13 protein-coding genes are annotated in these 19,932 nt (G+C 58.2%); 2 read left to right on the forward strand and 11 right to left on the reverse strand.

The genetic code is table 11. The features are described from left to right. The 11 genes from VG146_04450 to VG146_04500 all read right to left on the reverse strand — a co-directional run. Positions 1 to 3,528: S8 family serine peptidase (locus tag VG146_04450; GenBank protein HEV2391597.1), on the reverse strand; the 3,528-nt coding region annotated here is incomplete at its 3' end. Between the two features lie 395 nt (positions 3,529 to 3,923). Continuing rightward, positions 3,924 to 4,718, reverse strand: coding sequence for a TatD family hydrolase (locus VG146_04455; protein HEV2391598.1), 795 nt, complete (start codon positions 4,716 to 4,718; stop codon positions 3,924 to 3,926). Between the two features lie 262 nt (positions 4,719 to 4,980). Further along, positions 4,981 to 6,621, reverse strand: coding sequence for a chaperonin GroEL (gene groL, locus VG146_04460; protein ID HEV2391599.1), 1,641 nt, complete (start codon positions 6,619 to 6,621; stop codon positions 4,981 to 4,983). 34 nt (positions 6,622 to 6,655) lie between these two features. Next, the gene (groES, locus tag VG146_04465) at positions 6,656 to 6,949 is read right to left on the reverse strand and encodes a co-chaperone GroES (GenBank protein HEV2391600.1); all 294 of its coding nucleotides are present in this window, start codon (positions 6,947 to 6,949) and stop codon (positions 6,656 to 6,658) included. Between the two features lie 292 nt (positions 6,950 to 7,241). Then, entirely contained in the window at positions 7,242 to 9,191 is a 1,950-nt protein-coding gene (gene dnaK, locus VG146_04470; GenBank protein HEV2391601.1) for a molecular chaperone DnaK, read from the reverse strand. Between the two features lie 497 nt (positions 9,192 to 9,688). Then, entirely contained in the window at positions 9,689 to 12,076 is a 2,388-nt protein-coding gene (locus tag VG146_04475; GenBank protein ID HEV2391602.1) for a DUF4339 domain-containing protein, read from the reverse strand. 5 nt (positions 12,077 to 12,081) lie between these two features. After that, positions 12,082 to 13,395, reverse strand: coding sequence for a M28 family peptidase (locus VG146_04480; protein ID HEV2391603.1), 1,314 nt, complete (start codon positions 13,393 to 13,395; stop codon positions 12,082 to 12,084). A gap of 9 nt (positions 13,396 to 13,404) precedes the next feature. Then, complete coding sequence (locus VG146_04485; protein ID HEV2391604.1) at positions 13,405 to 14,403, reverse strand: substrate-binding domain-containing protein; 999 nt, start codon at positions 14,401 to 14,403, stop codon at positions 13,405 to 13,407. After that, a complete protein-coding gene (locus VG146_04490; protein ID HEV2391605.1) occupies positions 14,400 to 15,449 on the reverse strand; it encodes an ABC transporter permease in 1,050 nt (349 codons plus the stop codon). The genes VG146_04485 and VG146_04490 overlap by 4 nt, the downstream gene beginning before the upstream one ends. Beyond that, a complete protein-coding gene (locus VG146_04495) occupies positions 15,427 to 16,374 on the reverse strand; it encodes an ABC transporter permease (GenBank protein ID HEV2391606.1) in 948 nt (315 codons plus the stop codon). Before VG146_04495 ends, VG146_04490 begins: the two co-directional genes overlap by 23 nt. After that, positions 16,371 to 17,873, reverse strand: coding sequence for a sugar ABC transporter ATP-binding protein (locus VG146_04500; GenBank protein ID HEV2391607.1), 1,503 nt, complete (start codon positions 17,871 to 17,873; stop codon positions 16,371 to 16,373). Before VG146_04500 ends, VG146_04495 begins: the two co-directional genes overlap by 4 nt. 545 nt (positions 17,874 to 18,418) lie before the next feature. Here VG146_04500 and VG146_04505 point away from each other — a divergent pair. Beyond that, the gene (locus VG146_04505) at positions 18,419 to 19,351 is read left to right on the forward strand and encodes a hypothetical protein (protein HEV2391608.1); all 933 of its coding nucleotides are present in this window, start codon (positions 18,419 to 18,421) and stop codon (positions 19,349 to 19,351) included. Then, a complete protein-coding gene (locus VG146_04510) occupies positions 19,348 to 19,596 on the forward strand; it encodes a hypothetical protein (protein HEV2391609.1) in 249 nt (82 codons plus the stop codon). Before VG146_04505 ends, VG146_04510 begins: the two co-directional genes overlap by 4 nt. Positions 19,597 to 19,932: the final 336 nt, after the last annotated feature.

The following is a 19,932-nucleotide window of genomic DNA, read 5'->3' on the forward strand; positions in this document are numbered from 1 at the left end:
GCTCCAGGTGAACGAATCAGGCAACGCCCCAACCAACGGCACCGCAGCGTTCAGTTGAAAATCCTGCACCACCACAGACCCGCTCGGGCTGGCCGCCAGCGGCAACAGTCCGCTGTCATAAAGGATGCTGCCGGGTGTGGCCTCGCCCGTCACCAGCGCCGGCCCATCATTGCTGTAGAACCGGACCTCGACCATTACGTTGCCCACAAAGCCGGCCTGCTGTGTATTGGTTCCCCAGTACTGGAAGGCAAAACGCGTCGGGTAACGCTCTGAGCTGTCCAGAATGATTTCGTTGCCGACCTTTGTCGAACCTGGAGCCAGGACTCTGGACAGGTCGTTGCTCCAGTTGTCATAAACCAGCACTTCGCTCTGGCTGGCATCCTGGGCTGTGGGCGCATCGAAACTCCAGGGCGTTCCGTTGGTGACGCTCTTGTTCCCCGGACAGCTCAATAAGGGAGGGGTCGTATCCACCACCGTCACGGTCTGGGTGCAGGTAGCCTGGAAATTGTCCTGATCAGTAGCCAGCCAACTGCGAGTGGCCGTGAAAGTTTGGCCGCAGCCGCTATTAGTTTGCGTACCCAGAAGCACGAGGGTTGTATTGCTGCCAGTGACGACCGGCGCGTCAAAGCCCCACGCAGCGCCCAATTCAATGGTGCGATTGGTCCCACAAGACAAGGTGGGCGGGACCCAAACCAGCAGGCTGGCTGAGTTGCTGACGCTGCCGTAGGGATTGCTCACTACTACAGTGTAGTCGCCTGTCTGGTCTGGCGTGGCATTGCTAAGGACCAGGGTGGCGTTGGTCTGATCAGGCAGGCTATTGGTCTCGTTGAAATACCATTGATAACTCAGCGGAGCCGTTCCCTGCGCGCCCACGGTGAACAGGGTTGTTCCACCATTGAGCACAAACTGATTTGTGGGCGGTTGGTTGACCTGCGGCGGAACCAGGCATTGCCCGCCTCCATCGCGCGAGGCAATCGCGGACAGCTCCAATTGCCAGCACTGAAGCGTCCCCACATCTCCCTGCACCTGATCCTCGACCTGTAATTGCCACAGTCCGTTGACGGCATTGCCACTCTTGCCTTGAAAGACCGACAGAGCCTCCTGCGGTTGAAACGTCCCTACGAACGGCGCGGAAGCGGAAGCAACACTGGCAGTAGCCCCGTCGAAAAAGACCGTCGCATTGGTGCACGCTGCTCCATAGTTTTGGCCGCTGTCGCCGTTGTTGGCGCTCAACAGCACCGACGTTCCATCCGGACCCAAAAGCGTCATCGTCAGGTCCGAATCGTACGGGTGCGTAATATAGACTGAAACCTTGATCTGGCCGACGTTTCCGTCAAAACCGCTCACCGAGACCGGCGAGGAAATACTGCCCAGGTCCGGAATGTCCGTAGGCGTGGTAGTCGAGGAGGCCGTCACTGGCGGACCAAGAGCCAGCGTGCTGAGTTGGAATGGCAGTAAAAAGGTGCTCTGGTCCGCCAACGTCAGCTTGAGCGTAAACTGCGCATTGGTACCAGAAATAAAAGAAGGCGTTGTGCTCAGGCGAAAAGGAGTCGTGAAAGTTGCGCTTCCCCCGGAGAGCAGCGCCGGCAGGCTTCGTGGGGCGGGATCGACCAGGACTTCAGGAGTGGTGGCAATGAGAACAGCAGTAATCCCGGTGAAAGACTGAGACATGGGATTCTGGAGTGTGACCAGCACATCGGCGCACTCGTTCGTATCCAGGCTGCCGTTGCCGTTAGCATCCTGCAACTGAACGGATTGGATGCTCACCTGGAACCCCGCCGACAGGGCTTGATCAGCCATCACAATTCCAAAACCGGCGTCACGATCCAACCCCGACTGCTCGATATCCAAGGTGGATTGGCTGAGAATGGATTTCACAGCACCGGCTGAAAGAAACGGGCAGTAGGACCATAATAAAGCCGCAATGGCGGCTGCGTGCGGGGCGGCAGCAGATGTGCCATAGAACGACGGGAATGAGGGCACGGCAGTCGTCACACCATCGGCGGCAGTCAAATCCGGCTTCTGGAACACTTGCCCTCCGGTTGAGGAGAAATTACCCGGTGTCATTGCACTGCCGTCCGGGTTGAAAAACATGTGGCGAGGCCCGTCCGAACTAAAGGATTCAACGGGATTGGCGGTCCCGCCTGAGAAGGGTTGAGGCGGGGAACTGGCCTTGGTTGCGGCCACGCAGAAGGCGTTGCTGGCGACCGATGCATTGTGCCCATGCGTTGCCCCTGGAGTGGAAATTGCCAACACACCCCGGCCTGTGCTGAGAGAGAGGTACCGGTCCGCGCCCGAGTACTTCACAATAACGATGCCATTCCCAGGATAGATAAAGGGAATGGTCTCGTAAGGGTCTCCAGTGCCATCCTGAACGTCGGTTGAACTGGCGATGATCGAGCCGGTGGAATCCAGCACATAGACATCATAATCATTCGTCGAGGCGCCCAGCGGGTCGGCCCAAAACAGGTTCACCATCTTGAAGCTACCCCCGCCATACATCAGAGTATTGTAATTGGTCCCGCCAAAATCATGGACCCGTCCGCCCCGCCCAATCGTAGCCGGGCCGCCGTCTTTAAAATCACCCTCCCACGTCCCGGCTGTCCCGTGATCGACGCTTCCCGAGTTTCCCGCAGAGGAGAAGAACAGTACACCGGCGGCGCTCACGTCATCAACCGCTTGGGCAATAGGCCCGTCCTGAAAAGGGGATTCGTTAAAATAAGTGACATCATCCACAATGATGTTGCAACCGGCAGCCTGCAGGTCTCGGATGTTTTGGGCGAAGCTCGCGATGCTACTAAAGGCCGTCGCGAAATAAAGGTCTGAACCCGGCGCAAGAGCATGAAGAATCTCGAGAATCGCTGTTCCTTCGCCATTACCGGTACCCGACTGACCCGGCAGCACCGTGACCGTCGAAAGTTGCCCTGCGGTTTGGACCTGCGAGAGGTAATCCACGCTATCCGACAACACTCCGATCTTTATCCCCGTGCCATCCACACCAAACCTCTGGCGCGCAACGTCCGCACGGTGAGCGATATCGCCTTCATGGCAAACGGACCCACTCGCATTAACCATCGCCCCGTCCGCTGGCCGAACCGAGCGCACTTCTGCCTGGGCGGCCAGCGGCTCGATGCCGTCCAGTGGAACCAAAGCGCGCACCGCCCGATAACGTTGGAAGCTGTTGACGACTACACCCCCGTTCTGCCGTATAAAATCCAGCAACCCGGGAGTCACTTCGGCGTTCAAGTCCACCAGCACCCGCCCGTCGCGCTCGAGCTTCAACACCGGCTTTAACGACGGCAGATTGCGGCTCAGGAATTTCTGATGCCGCTCGCGCAAGGAATAAATCAGTTGCGAATCGATTTTCCTTTGCGCGGGAGTGCGCGAGGCCTTTTCGTCCTGGAGAATTTGGATTTGATCGCGCGTATGCGCGCTGATGTCTCGTGGCGCTGCTGAGGCTATTTGAACTCCGATGGCGCACAGAAAAACGGGCAACCAAAAGAGCGGGGCGAGCGCCGCACGCCACATCGCCGGATTTGATGTTGGGTTGGAGACTTCCTTCTTTGCAAAGCAGTTCTTACTGGGATGAGATAGACTGCATAGAGAGGGACCCCTCTCCCCAGCCCTCTCCCCTTCGGAAGGGGAGAGGGAGAATCCTCGGCAGGTTACAGTTGTAGCGTATGTTGCAGACTCCTCTGTAATAGGCGAGGACTTCACTGCGGCACAGGGATTCCTTTTGCGCATCGAGAACCTGTTCAACGGTCTCGACGACCACCTCCAACCCTTTGAAACCCGCATCCCCGAGCACAGTTTAGAGAGCACTTTAATTTCGAATTCAAATGACTAGCGAACACCGTGGCGCGACTATGAGCGGGCCCGAAGGTTTTTCAAGCAAAATCTGGGCCAATCTTTGGAGATCAGTCTCAAAGCCGAAAGAATTCCCGCGCCGTATTGGTGGTAGCCGCCGCTACCTCGGAGGCCGGTTTCGAGAGGCATTCAGCGACCGTCTGGAGGACGTACCGCAGAAAGGCAGGTTCATTCCGGCCATCCTTGGGTCTGCTGGGCATCGTTCGTGGAAGGAGGAAAGGCGCGTCGGTTTCGATCATCAGGCGGTCGAGCGGGATGTCCTGAACCAGCTCACGCAGATGCGTGCCTCGGCGCTCATCACAAATCCAGCCCGTGATACCGATGTGCAAGCCCATCCCGAGGTAAGTCCTCAGGTCCTCGCGCGTGCCCGTGAAGCAGTGAAGCACAGCGGGCACTTTCTTTCGCGCTTTCGCCAGGATTTCGCAGAATCGCTGCCGGGCGTCCCGCTCGTGCAAAAAGAGCGGCATCTCCAACTCCTCTGCCAGGGCGACCTGCGCCTCGAACCACTTCTCCTGTTGCGGTCTGGGGGAGTAATCACGGTTAAAATCCAGGCCGCATTCGCCTATTGCCACCACCTCGTTGGCGGCCGCCAGCTCGCGGAGTTCGGAAATGGTTGCGTCAGTGCAGTTCCGGCTGTCGTGGGGATGGACCCCGGCCGTTGCGAACAGCCGGCCTGGGTATTCGCGCGCAATGCGAACCCCTTCGTGACTGCCGGCAACACTGGCGCCGGTGATGATCAGAGTGCGCACCCCGGCAGCGAAAGCCCTTCCTATCACTTGCTTTCGATCGGGGTCAAATGACCGATGCGCCAGGTTTGCTCCGATATCAGTGATGTCATGCAATTGGTCCATAACGTTGGCTCAGGGTTGCCGTGTTTTACGTCGAGGGAAAGCTTTTGACTGGAGAGGTGTGCCCGCCTCTTGCGCTACCGTGCAGCATTGCTGTTTCTCATCCTTGCCTGGAGGGCAGGGATTCGTAAAAAAAGCGAGGCTGGCGTGCTCCAGCCTCGCTTTGAATTCGCCCGCTTGCGAAGGGGCAGGCGAAGCGCCTGCCCCTCGCTTTGATTCAGTCCCTCCCGTAACAGGGCAAGGGGACGCTCTGCCCTGCTGGCGCTTAATAATCCATGTCGCCCATGCCGCCGCCGTGGCCGCCCGGCATCGGAGCTTTCTTCTCCTTCTCGGGGATTTCGGTCACGAGGCATTCGGTCGTCAGGAGCAGTCCGGCAATCGAAGCCGCATTCTGCAGGGCCGTGCGGGTGACTTTCTTCGGATCGACCACCCCGGCCTTAACGAGGTCTTCATACACGCCGGTCGAGACATTGTAGCCGTCGTTGCCTTTGCGGCGTTTGACTTCCTGGACCACTACCGAGCCTTCCACGCCCGCGTTGTCGGCCAAGGCGCGGGTTGGGAACTCGACGGCCCGTTTAACAATGTCCACGCCGATGCGTTCATCGTCGTTCTCGGGCTTGACGGTGTCGATGGCCGAGAGGCAGCGCAACAGCGCCACGCCGCCGCCAGGGACAATGCCCTCTTCGACCGCCGCGCGGGTTGCATGAAGGGCGTCTTCGACACGGGCCTTCTTCTCCTTCATCTCGGTTTCGGTGGCTGCGCCGACATTAATGACGGCCACGCCGCCGGCGAGTTTAGCCAGGCGTTCCTGGAGCTTCTCGCGATCGTAATCGGAGGTGGTCTCCTCGATCTGGCGCCGAATCTGATTGACCCGGCCCTGGATTTCGGAGCTCTTGCCGCCGCCCTCGACGAGGGTGGTGTTTTCTTTATCGACCACCACGCTCTTGGCGCGGCCAAGGTCATCGAGGCTGAGGCTCTCGAGCTTGATGCCAAGGTCCTCGCTCATGAACTTGCCGCCAGTCAGGATGGCGATGTCCTCGCACATGGCCTTGCGGCGGTCGCCGAACCCGGGGGCCTTGACGGCGCAGACGTTAAGCGTGCCGCGCAGTTTGTTGACCACCAGGGTAGCCAGGGCTTCACCCTCGACTTCTTCGGCAATGATCAACATCGGTTTGCCAACTTTGGCCACTTTTTCCAGGATCGGCAGCAGGTCCTTGAGGCTGCTGATTTTCTTTTCGTAAATCAGGACGTAAGCATCCTCGAGGCGGCATTCCATCGTCTCGGCGTTGGTGACGAAGTAAGGCGACAGATACCCCTTGTCGAACTGCATGCCCTCCACCACATCGAGAGTGGTTTCGATGGATTTGGCTTCCTCGACGGTAATCGTGCCGTCCTTGCCCACCTTATCCATGGCGTCGGCGATAATCTCGCCGATGGTGTTGTCCCAGTTGGCCGAGACAGTGGCGACCTGTTTGATCTCCTCTTTGTCTTTGACCTTCTTGGCGATCTTATCGAGCTGCTCGACGGCGGCGGCCACGGCCTTATTGACCCCGCGTTGAATGCCAATGGGATTGGCGCCCGAGGTGACGTACTTCAGGCCTTCCCGGAAGATGGCCTCGGCCAGCACCGTTGCGGTAGTGGTGCCGTCACCGGCGGCATCGCTGGTTTTGCTGGCGACCTCGCGCACCATTTGCGCGCCCATGTTCTCATAGGGGTCTTCCAGCTCGATCTCCTTGGCGACGGTCACCCCGTCTTTGGTCACGGTGGGTGAACCGAATTTCTTGTCGAGCACCACATTGCGGCCCTTGGGACCGAGCGTTGCGGCCACGGCTCGAGCCAGTTTGCTGACCCCCTTCAAGAGGGTCTGACGAGCGTTCTCGTCGAAGATTAATTGTTTTGCTGCCATACGTTGCTAATTATTAGTTGAATGTTAAACGTGATTATTCCAGGACGGCCAGGACGTCATCCGAGTTAAGTATCTTGTATTCCTTGCCATCGAGCTTGATTTCCGTGCCGCCGTACTTGCTGACGAGCACGCGGTCCCCCTTTTTGATTTCAAAGGGAACTTTTTTCCCATTGTCATCGGTTTTGCCGGTGCCGAGCGCCACGACCATGCTCTCCATCGGCTTTTCTTTGGCGGTATCGGGGATGATGATCCCGCCTTTCTTGACTTCCTTCTCTTCGACCGCTTCCACCAGGATACGGTCGCCGAGCGGTTTAACGTTTAGTGTCATAGTTTGCTTTTCCTATTGTTTGTTCTTGATTTGTTTCGAATCAAAATCCCGCCGCACTCGCGGGGGGAAATTAGTTTAGGCCGCCGCAGCAACCACCGGACCCGCGGCCATCAAGGTGTTGCGCCGGGCATCCGCCTGCGCGTTCATGCCCTCCATGCAGCCGGCATAAAAGGAGCCCATTTTGCTTTTTCACTTCGTCATCGGGATTAAACCGCGCTGAACCGCGACAAGCCGCGATTAGCCGCGATTGAAACGCGGGGGGCAGGCCAAAAAGCCTGCCCCAAATCGCGCATCATTTCTTCTCGTCCACGACCTCGGCGTCAATGATGGGACCTTCGTCCTTCTTGGCGCCTTGGGCCTGTTCGCCCCCGGCACTGGGGCCGCCACCGGCGCCCGGTTGTTCCTGGCCTTTGCCGGCGCGGGCCTTCTCGCTGGCGGCTTTGTAGAGCTCAGCGGAAACGGACTGCCATACCTCATTGAGTTTCTCATTTGCAGAGCGGATGGCCGCGCTGTCCTGGCCTTTGAGCGCCTCGCGGGCTTCTTTAATCGCCTCTTCTATCTTGCTCTTATCAGCACCGGAGATTTTATCAGCGTTATCCTTGAGCATCTTTTCGGAGCGATACACGGCGTTATCGGCTTCGTTGCGCAGCTCGATTTCCTCGCGCTGCTTCTTGTCTTCGTCGGCATGTGCCTCGGCGTCGCGGCGCATCTTTTCAATCTCGTCTTTGTTCAAGCCGCTGCTGGCCGTAATCGTGATCTTCTGTTCCTTGCCGGTGCCGAGGTCCTTGGCGCTGACGTGGAGGATGCCGTTGGCGTCGATGTCGAAGGTAACCTCGATCTGCGGCACACCCCGTGGCGCGGGTGGGATATCCGTCAGGTGGAACTTGCCGATAGTCTTATTGTCGCGGGCCAGGGGCCGTTCTCCCTGGAGCACGTGGATTTCGACGCCCGGCTGGTTATCGGATGCCGTCGAGAAGATTTCAGACTTGCGGGTTGGAATGGTCGTATTGCGCTCGATGAGCTTGGTATAGACTCCGCCCAGGGTCTCAATGCCAAGCGAGAGCGGGGTCACATCCAGCAGCAGGACGTCCTTGACCTCCCCCTTCAAAACGCCGGCCTGAATGGCCGCTCCCACCGCCACGACCTCGTCCGGGTTGACCCCTTGATGGGGGGTCTTGTTGACCAGAGAGTGGGCGGTATCGACCACCTTGGGCATGCGAGTCATGCCGCCAACCAGCACCAGTTCATCGATTTTATCCGCGCTGACTCCCGCATCATGGAGGCAATTCCGGACCGGGGTGATGGTGCGCTCGAACAGGTCATCGCAGAGCTGCTCCATCTTGGCGCGGGTCAGCTTCATGCTGATGTGCTTGGGTCCGCTGGCGTCGGCGGTGATGAACGGCAGGTTGATCTCGTACACCTGCGAGCTGGACAGGGAAATCTTGGCTTTCTCAGCCTCCTCTTTGATGCGCTGGAGGGCATCGGGCTGTTTGCGCAGGTCCATGCCGTGCTCTTTTTTGAATTCGTCGAGAATCCAATCCATAATCCGGCCATCCCAGTCGTCGCCCCCTAGGTGGGTATCGCCATTGGTGGCTTTCACTTCGAAAACTCCATCACCAATTTCCAGCACCGAAATATCGAATGTGCCGCCGCCCAGGTCATAAACGGCGATCTCTTCATCCTTCTTCTTATCCAAACCGTATGCCAGCGAAGCGGCAGTCGGCTCGTTAATGATTCGCAGGACCTCAAGTCCGGCGATGCGTCCCGCGTCCTTGGTGGCTTGCCGCTGCGAGTCGTTAAAATAAGCAGGTACGGTAATGACGGCCTGGTTGATCTTCTCGCCCAGGCGCATTTCAGCGTCGGTCTTGAGTTTGGCCAATATCATCGCCGAGATTTCGGGCGGGCTAAACTGCTTGGGTTTTCCATCAACCTCGACCTCCACGTAAGCGTCGCCATTGGTCCCCGAGACCACCTTGTAGGGAACACGCTTGCGCTCTTCTTCAACTTCGGAGTATTTGCGCCCCATGAAGCGCTTGATTGAATAAATCGTGTTCCTCGAGTTGGTAACTCCCTGGCGTTTGGCGGCATCGCCTACCAAACGTTCACCCGTTTTAGTGAATGCTACAACCGAAGGCGTTACCCGACGTCCCTCAGAGTTCTCCAACACCACCGGCTCGCCGCCTTCCATGACGGCCATGCACGAATTAGTCGTGCCCAAATCAATTCCAATTACTTTTGCCATAGTTTTTCCTGGCTAAAATAGACAAAGCCAATGGCCTTTAAGCAGGCATGGTGCCACAGATTGCAATTCAAATGTAACTAACTAGTAATAAGGCAAATAGATAGCGAATAGGACCTGGTTTATGAAGTGGCTAATGTGTGCCATTCGTGCCATTTTGTCACTATACCCTTGCCGGATGTCACAGTGGTTTGGCGCACAATTGCTTTGCTATCCACGGCCGTAGAGGCGAAAACCGCCCCAGCCATCTCGGGCCGAGAAGCCTTTGAAACGGCTCGAATCCTCGCCGGGCCGCGCACCACCGGGCTAAAGCGCCGGGGTTAATGAGATCCCACGCCGGGTGTATCAACTATGAATCATTATATTGAAAAGCCTTTCATTTTCGCGACGGTTTCCTGGTGTGGAATCCTGAGTAATCTTTGCGTTCTTTGCGTTCTCTCGCGGCTGATCGTTTTGGTTGGGGCTTGCCCGCGCTGCGAAATGTCCAGGCTCGGCGAGTTCTAGTGTCTGCGGATTTGAACGTGCCGATAGCGGACAACCGTTTGATTCGAATCATTAAAGGCGCCCAGGCCAGCCATGAACTCCTGGCGAGGAACCCTGAGGGGGCCTGGGATTTTGGCGTCGCGGAATATCTGCAGGTCATTAAACGAAGCTGTGGCCCGGCCTTCCTCGAAGCGGAGTTGGAATGAATTGGTGCTGTCGTTCAATTTCACGGTGCGTTCGAGCTGGCGCTTGCTCCAGCCGTAAGAAAGACTGGCCACTTCCCCCTCGTTTTCGTTGCGTTTCATACGAAAGGCGTAAAAGTCGTAATCGCGCAAATCAGGCATTCCGGCGACCAACCCAGCTTGGAAACTGTGGTTAGAAGACCGAACAGGTTCGAATTCGCCCCGGACCTCGAAGTTTGAGCCGATGCGGGCACGGGGAAAGAGCAGATAGCCGGTGGGGCCGGCCTCAATTTCCACCGAGCCATCCTCGATGCAATGGTACTTGCCGCGCAGGCAAACCCAGGCTGGGTCCTCGTCTTTTTTAGGCAGGAAATCGACCCACCCGCCTTGCTGCAGGGCCTGTTCTAACTTTAGAGCGGCGATTCGAGCATCAACATAGCGGCTGGTGAGTTCGTCCAGGCCGGGAGTGTGGCTAAGCGCCTGATAGGCCTGCAATGCCGCCGTCACGTTGCCCATCTTGCTCGCCTCTTCGGCGGAGTTGACTTGGACTGCCATAGGCCCCGTGCGGCTCGCCACTTCCAGAGACATGAGGGATAAATCCTGGTCCCAGCCCTCCAGGCTGTTTTGCAAAGGCCTCCACTTGAGCTTCTCGAGCTGTTTGCGCGCCACGTCATAATGGCCTGCCAAGTACGCCACCACGCTGAAACTGGTGCGCCATCCCTCGATCAAATTAGTCTCTGAGGGCGCCGCCAAATAGCCTTCATACATCTGTTGAAACTGCGGCCAAATATCTTCACGCCCATAAATATGCTGGCCATAAGGCATGTGGCTCTCGGATTCCATATCGGTAACGACGTCGAAAAACTTGCGCGGAACGTCTGTATCGAAACGCCGCGTATTAATGGCCGCCACGCCCAGGGCCCGCATGGATTCCAGGCTGCCGTGCCACCGGGGGCGCAAACCCCAGCGCATGTCGGTCCATGCCCTCGGATAGTCGATTTGGGCTGCGGTCGTCCGGTCAAACCAGAGGCGCATTTCTTCCAATCCCGAAATCCCCATGGCTACATAGACCATCCGTTCTGGGGCTAGAGGCAAATCCGGGCGCAAAGTCCAGGCCCTGGTAAAGCTGTCTTGCGCCGCCTCGGAATGGGTTTCAAATGCCTGCCAACTAGCCTGGCTCACGGTATTGCCGTAACCGCCTCCCCGCGAGCGCCAGGCCTGCACGACCTCGTGTTCGCCTTCCAGGACAAGGCCCAGCCATTCGTACGGCTTTCCCGCTTTTTGCGCAATTGAAGCAATAACCGCTCCTTTACGAGTGAAAAAGTTATATCCCCAGCCGTTCACCAGGATTTCCGCCAGCTCGGGTTGGTCTTGAGGCCTAAAACTGCCATCGTGAAAGGCCTTCTTGAATAACGCCAAGGCTGTCGCATCCAAGACCTCAACCCGCCCGGGGTCGTCCCGCACATCATTGGCGAGCACGACGGTTGCGTAAAATTGGGGATAGGCGCGATAACGGGAATCGCCAAAGTTCTTAAGGGCCCGCTCCAACCGGTAAATCGACTCGTGCAGTTCAGGGCCGGTGACTGCAGTGGCGGTCAACACCAGCGGATCGTCACAATTGGCACTGGAAACCAGCTTGTCGGCCAGCTCCTGGAGTTTGGCCGAAGCGACCGTTTGGGCGCCGCCGTAATAGCTGTCGATCCAGGTTCGCAGGAATTGAAGCGATTCCGCGTCGCATGGTGTATCCCGATGGCCACGTTCTTTGTAACCATCAATATATTCGCGCACGCGAAAGGCCTTGGCCCGTTTTTGGACCTCTCTCTCGGTGAGGCTGTTGGTATTCCAGACAATGGGCTTGCTTGCCAGGAGCAAGTCGTTGCCCGTGGCCCCTTGGCTCTGCACCCGGAGTCGTTGGGCCACCTTGACGACCAGCACTCCCATCAGGCTTGCTCCGGCCAGAAACATTACAATTCCCCCCGCCACCACCCAGGCGACGAGGGAATTGGGGTTTTTCTTCAGGGCCGATGCAGGCAGCGGAGGCGGCATGGACCTCGTTGCAGCGGGGGCAGCCGACAGAATGGAGTCCAAGCTTTGCCATTGTGCCATGCCCTCGCGCCACGCCAACTCGGTCCCGGTCAACCCACCGGATTGCCGGCGGCGTTGTAACTCTTCGAGCGGAAAAACGCCCAAGTCACGGCCCTGGCCGTGCAAGTGATATTCCATACGTTTTAAAATCCAAACAATTCCTTGCCCATCCGGGCCGTCTCGGTCCGCTGTTCGGGGGCTAACCCTTTTTTGAACGGCCACTTAACCGTGCGCGCCAAATCGAACGCGGTGGCAGTGACTGCCTGGATGACCCGAACCAGTTCGGTGAAGGAAACATTGCCGAGATTATCCTGAGCACTGTGATGTTGCCAGCGCATGCCGCTGTCCATATTGGCACGCATTAAGGTCACAGCGGGCACTCCGAACACGGAGAAAGGGAATTGGTCCGCAAAGGGCATCGGCGCGATTTTCTCGACGGTGTCCAAGCCGTTTTTGGCGAGCGAGCGAACCATCCATGCGCCAAACGAGCCCGTCCCGGCTCGGAAAAGCCAGTGATGCCCAAGCGGCGAGGCAACGCTGTCCAGATTCATCACCACCCCAAATTCAGCCATTTCCCGCCGATGCGCCATGACGTAGCGCGCTGAACCGACGGAGAGCTGTTCTTCTGCACCAAATGAGACAAAGCGAATTGTGCGCAAAGGGCGCTTGGCCTTGAGCAACTGGGCCAATTCGAGCAAGGCGACAACCCCGGAGGCATTGTCATCGGCGCCCGTGTTGTTGCACTGAGTATCATGATGCGCGCTGACCACCACCAACGGCAGGCCGGGTCGCCGGCCAGGAATTTCCCCGACCGCGTTACTGGAAGCAACTTCTTTCAACGAGACAACCGCGCGGAGCCTCGCCCGGTTTGCGCCGGCCTTTTTTAAATCCCAAGCCGCGCGGAAGGGGATGGTTAAGGTCGGAGGCATGCCATATTTCCTGGCCCAAACCGGATAAACGCCATCATCTTTTACCCACTCGAAAGGGAGGCGGTCATCGACGTGGATGACGGCTGCAGGGGCGCATTCGACCAGGCGCCGGTGGAGTTCGGCCCGGGTCGGCATGGGGCCGAACAGGACGGCGATTTTGCCCCGGAGCGATGGTTGTAACAAACGCTCCGCCTGCTCCGGCATTTCTATCCATACCAGCCCGGCTTCAATCGCCCGAGAGCCTGGCGTGCCCGGTGAACCCGCCAACACCCGGGCCACCACTGGCCACAGGCGCTTCTTTGTTCCCAGCGCAACTTCGGCCCGCGCCTCCAGTACTGACACGCACGGGAAAGGCTCGGCTTGGACATTGTCGAGACTGGCCGCGCGAAACTGACCGAGGATATAGGCCGCAGCAGCGCGGTCGCCTGCGCTACCGGCGCGCCGCTCGCCTATCCTCGAACAAAGCCGCCGCCAATGAGACCCGATCCTCTCCCGCGAAGGCGCGAACATCGAAGCTTCCGTCTGCATGCTTTGTGGTCAAAAATCGAACTGGTCTATATTGCTTTTGTTAAAAATAAATGGTTTACCTAAAAGGATATTGTCACCCTGGATTTCGAATTCCCCGAGGCTCCCCGCTTTGAAATTCTTGTCGCCAGGCTTTAAAGTTCCCTTCACCAGTGCTTGGGCGGCATAGACTGTTAAATAACCCAGGTCCTCCGTTTTCCAAAGAATCACGCTGTCAGTTATCCCGTCATGTACATATCGGCGATTCTCGCTGGGCAACCCCAGCCCGATGACTTTGACCTGGCCGGCTTTGCCCGCTTGTTTGACCGCCTCGGCTGCGCCCGGAACTGCCGGCGAGCAGATGGCCATAATCAATTTGAGATTCGGATTGGCGCTTAACAATGCGGTCGCTTCGGCTTGGGCTTTATCTTTGAGATCATCGCAGGGGCGCACAGCCACAGTTTTGATGTTCGGGTATTTGGAAGCCCGGCGCGCCTCGATGTATTTTTGCCATTCATTCATGTTGGCCGCTGTCAGGCTGGCAGTAATGATGGCAAACTCACCTTCGTTTCCCATCAAGCGCGCCGCGTCGTCCATTAGCGTGTCGCCAATTCCTGCGGGAGTCGCCTGGTTGACAAAAAAGGCGCGGGCATCCTGCAGCGCATCGGAATCGTAGGTAATGACTTTGATGCCTTTGCTTTGAGCTTTGCGCAGGGCCGTCGAGATGCCCTCTTTGTTTTCGCAGGCTGCGGCAATGGCATCGACTCCCAGCGTTATCCAATTCTCGACGATCTCATTTTGTTTCGCAGGGTCCGGCTCGGTAGGGCCGTCGAAGATCAACTCGACCCCCAGTTCACTGGCCGCCTTTTCGGCGCCTTTCCTGCACGAGATAAAATAAGCGTTGCCCTTGCTTTTGGGCATCAACGCAATCAGCAGCTTTTTGTTGCCGCTGGCGGACTGCGATTCCGGAGACTTTCCACAGCCGGTGACCAAAATCGCCACTAAAAGGGCAAGGAGCAGGATGTTCTTCATTGGGCTGGCGATTGAGTTTCTGAGGCGGAAGTGTACCGAGCCGCGCGGACCAGCGCGATCTTTTTCGCCAGAACAGAACCGGAGAGCGCCAGCAGCAATAAAGCCCCGGTGAGCAAACCGGCGAACTCGCGGGGTTGCAGGGCATGGACTAGGCCGTTGTCCAGTATGGCAATGGCTGCTATCCCGAGCAGGGTCCCATGCATTGAGCCGACGCCACCAAAGATGCTGGTGCCCCCCAGGACCACGGCGGTGATGGCATAGAGTTCATAGCCCACCCCGGCGTCGGCTCGCGCTTGGCCCAGGCGCGAGGTGTAAATGACCGCTGCCAGGCCCGCCATGGCGCCCGTGAGCACATAACTCATCCCAATCCGGCGCGATACAGGAATCCCGGAGTAACGGGCGCCCTCCGGTGAAAGGCCAATCGCGCGCCAGGAGCGCCCGAAAGTGGTTCGATGAACCAAAAGCCATAAGAGGATTGTCACGACAATGAACAGCGGTGCTTGGGCCGGTACTCCGAGGATTTGGCCTTGCCCAAGCCTCAGAAAAGAATCAGGAAAGCCCGTGAACGTATCGACGCCGTGAGTAATGGCCTCGGCCAGGCCGCGGAAAAGCGAGAAGGTTCCCAGCGTTACGATTAACGGCGGGAGCCGCAAACGGGTAATGAGCCAGGCATTCAAAAGGCCTGCGGCGGCGCCAATGCAGGGTGTGGACAGGGCGGCTAAGCCGATGGGGACATGGGCGTCGCGCCAGAGTTTGCCAAACAGGATAGCGCATAACCCCAATAACGAGCCCACCGACAGATCGATCCCGCCCGCAAAGATTACCGGCGTCATCGCCAGCGCCAATAGCCCGATTTCAACCGAATGCCTCAGGATGTCGTAACTGTTCTCCAAGGTGCCGAATCGGCGTCCAACGGCGTTGAAGTAAAGACACTCCAGGATCACGATCAGCAGCAGCCATGTCTCGTGGCGCAGCAGGAATCGTTTCCATCCCTGCGGCCATGCCAGGCGAGCAACGCCCCTTTTACCCAAATCCAATGCTTTCATTTGTTTGTTTCCGCCCGCGCAGGCCGTCAGCAACCACCGCGAGCAAAATTATCCCCCCCTGAATAGCCCGTTCCCAGTAGGCCTCGACATGCAAATGAACCAGCGCCGGACTGATGCAGGCCAGCAATAACACACCCACAAAAACGCCCCACAGGTTCCCCCGTCCGCCGGTAATGGCCACGCCCCCCACCACAACTGCGGCGATGACTTTGAGTTCCAGGCCAGTGCCCGATTTCGGATCAACCTGCGGCGACTGTACCATGTTCATCAGCGCTGCGGCCCCGGTCAGAGCGCCTATGAGAACAAATACGCCAAAGGTTACCAGACGCGGACGGAGCCCTGCCAGGCGCGCTGCCTCGGCGTCGCTGCCGACGGCATAAACGAAACGGCCCGCCGCCAGGCAGCTCATGGCCATGCTCAAAAGAATCACCAGGCCCAAAGCCGCTGCTACCAGGGCAAGCTGGCCTTGAACCTGGGTCAGGCCGAACCACTGCGTCCCATCGGGCAAGTTGACGAATTGGCCCTGACGTTGCCACTCGAGGGCCTTGCGCCAACTGACCATTGTAGCCAGCGTCACCACAATCGAGGGCAGTCCCAGCCCGGCCACCAAAAACCCGTTCAGCGCCCCCATGACAACTCCGATGGCCACGGACGCCAACAGCACCAACCCCAACGGCCAATGCGTTGCTGCCAGCAATCCGGCGCAGACACTGCACACAGCAAATTGGGACCCGACAGAAATATCAATTTGCCGCGCCAGAATAACAAGGGCCATCCCGCAGGCGACGACAAGGGATGGAGACTCACTGGCCAGGAGCGACAGCAACGGTTGCCGTTCATAAAATGAGGGGGCAACAAGCGCCAGCCCAAGCAGCACCAGCCCGAGCGCCGCCGCAATCGACCATTCACGAAAATGCCGTTTCACGCCGCCTTCTCCTTGCGCCCAAAAGCGGCAGCCATGATGTCTCGCGGATTGCTCCCGGCGGCCAGCGTGTCCACCACCGTGCCGTGCCGCATGACGGCTATCCGGTCACTCATTCCGATTACCTCCGGAAGGTCGCTTGAAATCAACAACACCCCGAGCCCTTGTTTTGCCAGCCGGCGGATAATCCGGTGTATCTCACCCTTGGCCCCGACATCCGCTCCCTGAGTCGGCTCATCCAGAATGAGCACCTTGGGTTGGGTTGCCAGCCACCGCGCAACCGACACCTTTTGCTGGTTGCCGCCCGAGAGAGAATTGACCGGGGCCTCGGGACAGCTGGTTTTGATGTCGAGCCGGCGGATGTACTCGAGACCAAGTTGCCGTTCGGCGGCAAAGCGCAGCCAGGCGCCTGGAAAAATGCGGTTGTGGATGGCCATGGTGATATTCTCTGCCACTGAAAGTTCGAGAATGACACCATGACGCCGCCGGTCTTCCGGGACGTAGCCGATGCCGCAGGCAATCGCCTGCTGTGGCGACTGGACAGCGACCTGTCTTCCATCGATGAACATTTGGCCGGCATCAGCGGGTGTAATGCCAAAAAGCACCCGCGCCAGTTCTGTGCGGCCAGCGCCGACCAGTCCGGCAAGCCCGAGCACTTCGCCACGCCGGACTTCCAGGCTGATGTCGCGCAGACCGGAAAAGGAACACCCCAACCCGCTCAAGGATAAGACCACTTGTCCCAAATCAGTCTCCAAGGGTGGGTAGATTTGGGAAACCTCGCGTCCGACCATGAGTCGAATCAGCGATGCCTCGGTCATGTCAGTCGCCGTCCCGGTGGCGACAGTTTGGCCATCACGCAGAACGGTGACCTTGTCTGCCAGGGTGAACACTTCTTCGAGCCGGTGAGTGATGTACACGATGCCCACCCCGCTGTTGCGCAGGTCCCTGACAATGGCAAAGAGGAGGTGCTGCTCCTTTTGAGTCAGCGACGCCGTCGGTTCATCCATGATGAGCGCGCGGGCCCCTGCGCCCAACGCGCAGGCTATCTCGACCAATTGCTGTTCAGGCATCGACAGCACGTTGACCTCCGCCTCGGGCGAAATCCGCGCGCCAATCCGCTCCAATAATTGCTGCGCCCGCCGGCGGCGCGCCGCCAAGTCCACACGACGGAAGGCAGAAGCCGGTTCCAAACGCAGGGCGATGTTCTCGGCAACCGTGAGGTCCGGGAAGAGCGCCGGTTGTTGATAGATACAGGCTATCCCGAGTCGATGAGCCTGGGCGGGTGATAAGCCACGGTGCGCGTGGCCGGCCACTTCAATTTCGCCCGCATCGGGCTGCAACGCACCGGTCATCACTTTGACCAGGGTCGATTTGCCCGCCCCGTTTTCGCCGACCAGGGCATGAACTTGCCCCTCGAGCAGATCGAAGGAAACCGCCCGCAGCGCCTGAACTGCGCCGAATGCCTTGCTGATAGCGGTTAATCGGAGAAGCGACTGGGACATGTTTCCATCAATTGGCTATGGGCCTGGCAATCGAACCAAAACTGGCGGGCCGGCGTCAAGCGACGCAACCGGATCGAGTGCATGGTTGCAAAAGTAGCGTGCTGCCTCCCAAATTGCGATATTACTATCCAAGAATTTCCTTCCGGCCCTGCGCGTTCTGCCTATTTCGGCGCAATGGTTCTCTATGGGTTTATGGGTTTCCCACGACTGCGTTAAGAAAGGAACGCCTTAAAAGCCTTTCTCATGCAACCGATGGGCAAATGTGAAGGAACGCCTTAAAAGCCTTTCTCATGCAACCGATGGGCAAATGTGAACTGGAGTGCCAGCAACAGGCCGGTTCCCCAGGCCGGTGACGCGGGTCCCCTCGGTGGGCAGCCAGTCCGGGCACCCTTTCGCGGTTGGCCACGGATGCCTGGTTCTGGCTTTGCTGACGGGAGGGCTGGCTTTGCGAGCAAACGCCAAAGCTGACGAAAACTCGAACGCCGCGCCTTCCGCCGTCGAGCAGTTCAAGCAGTTCATCTCCTCACCACCGGTCATCAAGAACCTTGTTTTCCAGCAGAAAGGTCCCGATGGACGGCGGCGCCCGGCCTTTGGATGGCACCTTCGCGCTATCCACAAGATTCGAGTACTTCCAGGCAAAGTGGCAGACCAATGGACTGTTGTTCCGCCGAATCACGAGCCCGGGTGACGTCACGAATTTCAACGTTGCAGGCGAGCTTGTGTCGTGGTCCGGGCATCGGCACGCCCTGGTTGAATCGGGCGCACGGCTGACCACTTGGGACGACCGGGATCCATCCGTGGCTGGCAGGGACACCTCCGTCTTTTACACGACCTCGTTCCTGCTCCATCCATTACGGGAGGTTTTGAACCTGGGCATCATGTACGCGGGGATTGGGACTGTCCGGTGGGAGGGCAACCGGTTTCGGGCTGCGTGTGATGTCGACCATGAGCACCTGCTGATTACTGGCGAGTTGTTGCCGGTAGCGCATGGACCGCCGCGCGCCTTGAACGTCCGGTACGCTTTTCCGCACCAGACCAATGATTACATGATTCGCTATGGCTACGAGTCTGCGCTGAAGCATCCTTTTCTGCCCGATGTCATCACGAATGTCTGGATCGTCAAAGGCCACGATGGCGGTCGCACCGAGGTGGAGTTGGATCAGTGGCGAATTCTTGAAATGGAAATCGCTAACCGTCCATTGGATGCTCGTCCATTCGCGGCGGACTCGTTTACACAGCCAAAAAGGTGGTTGACCCGCGTTTACACTAATGGCGCGATTTACGAGCTAGGGAGTAACGGCACCCTCAAGGTTATCTATGGCGTGCCGCACGATGGGACATCCTCGGCTCTCGCGCTGAGGTCGCACGCGGGGTTTTATGTGTGCTGGGCAGGCCTGAACGTGGCAATTTTCGCTCTCATTGTGAGAGCGAAGGAGCGACGCAGTGAACCAAGTAAAGAAAGGACAAATACATCATGAAATTCAAATTCAAACCCCAAACGGCCGTTCTGATCGGCGGAATGTTGGCAGCGGCGTACGCCGAGGCGTGCTATTACTCGAACACGACAGCAATCTGCTTCGTATCTGGCAACCAAGTGGACACCATCCCGTGGCCAGACGGCACCTCAACCGCAAATGTTTACGCCACCGGCGACTTTACGGCCAATGCCCCCCTGGACACACGCTGGCGTACACAGGGACTGGCCCAGGGGGCTACTCATTGATATCGGGCGGCACCGCTTATTCTTCATTCTGCCAGGGTCCCGCCCAATTCAAGGATCGCTCCGGGCACACGATTTCTCTTCACTGGCATCCCACAAGCGACAAAATTCGAGCGTGAACCTTCGGTTTTCCGAAGGATCTGAAGAACCTACTGCGGGTCGACTTTAAGAATTTCAGCTCATTTTCCGCAACGGTAGAGATTGCGCTGGCTGGGTGCGTTTGGCTGTCCCACAGTTTCAGATGAAGCCGGGGAAAAACGCCTGTTCTGGCCGCCCCAGATATCTGAAGCTGCCTTCGGCTGTCCCATAGCGCGCTAAGAGCTTGAGTAAATCCCACTT

Source organism: Verrucomicrobiia bacterium, from assembly GCA_035946615.1.
Classification (GTDB): domain Bacteria; phylum Verrucomicrobiota; class Verrucomicrobiia; order Limisphaerales; family UBA8199; genus DASYZB01.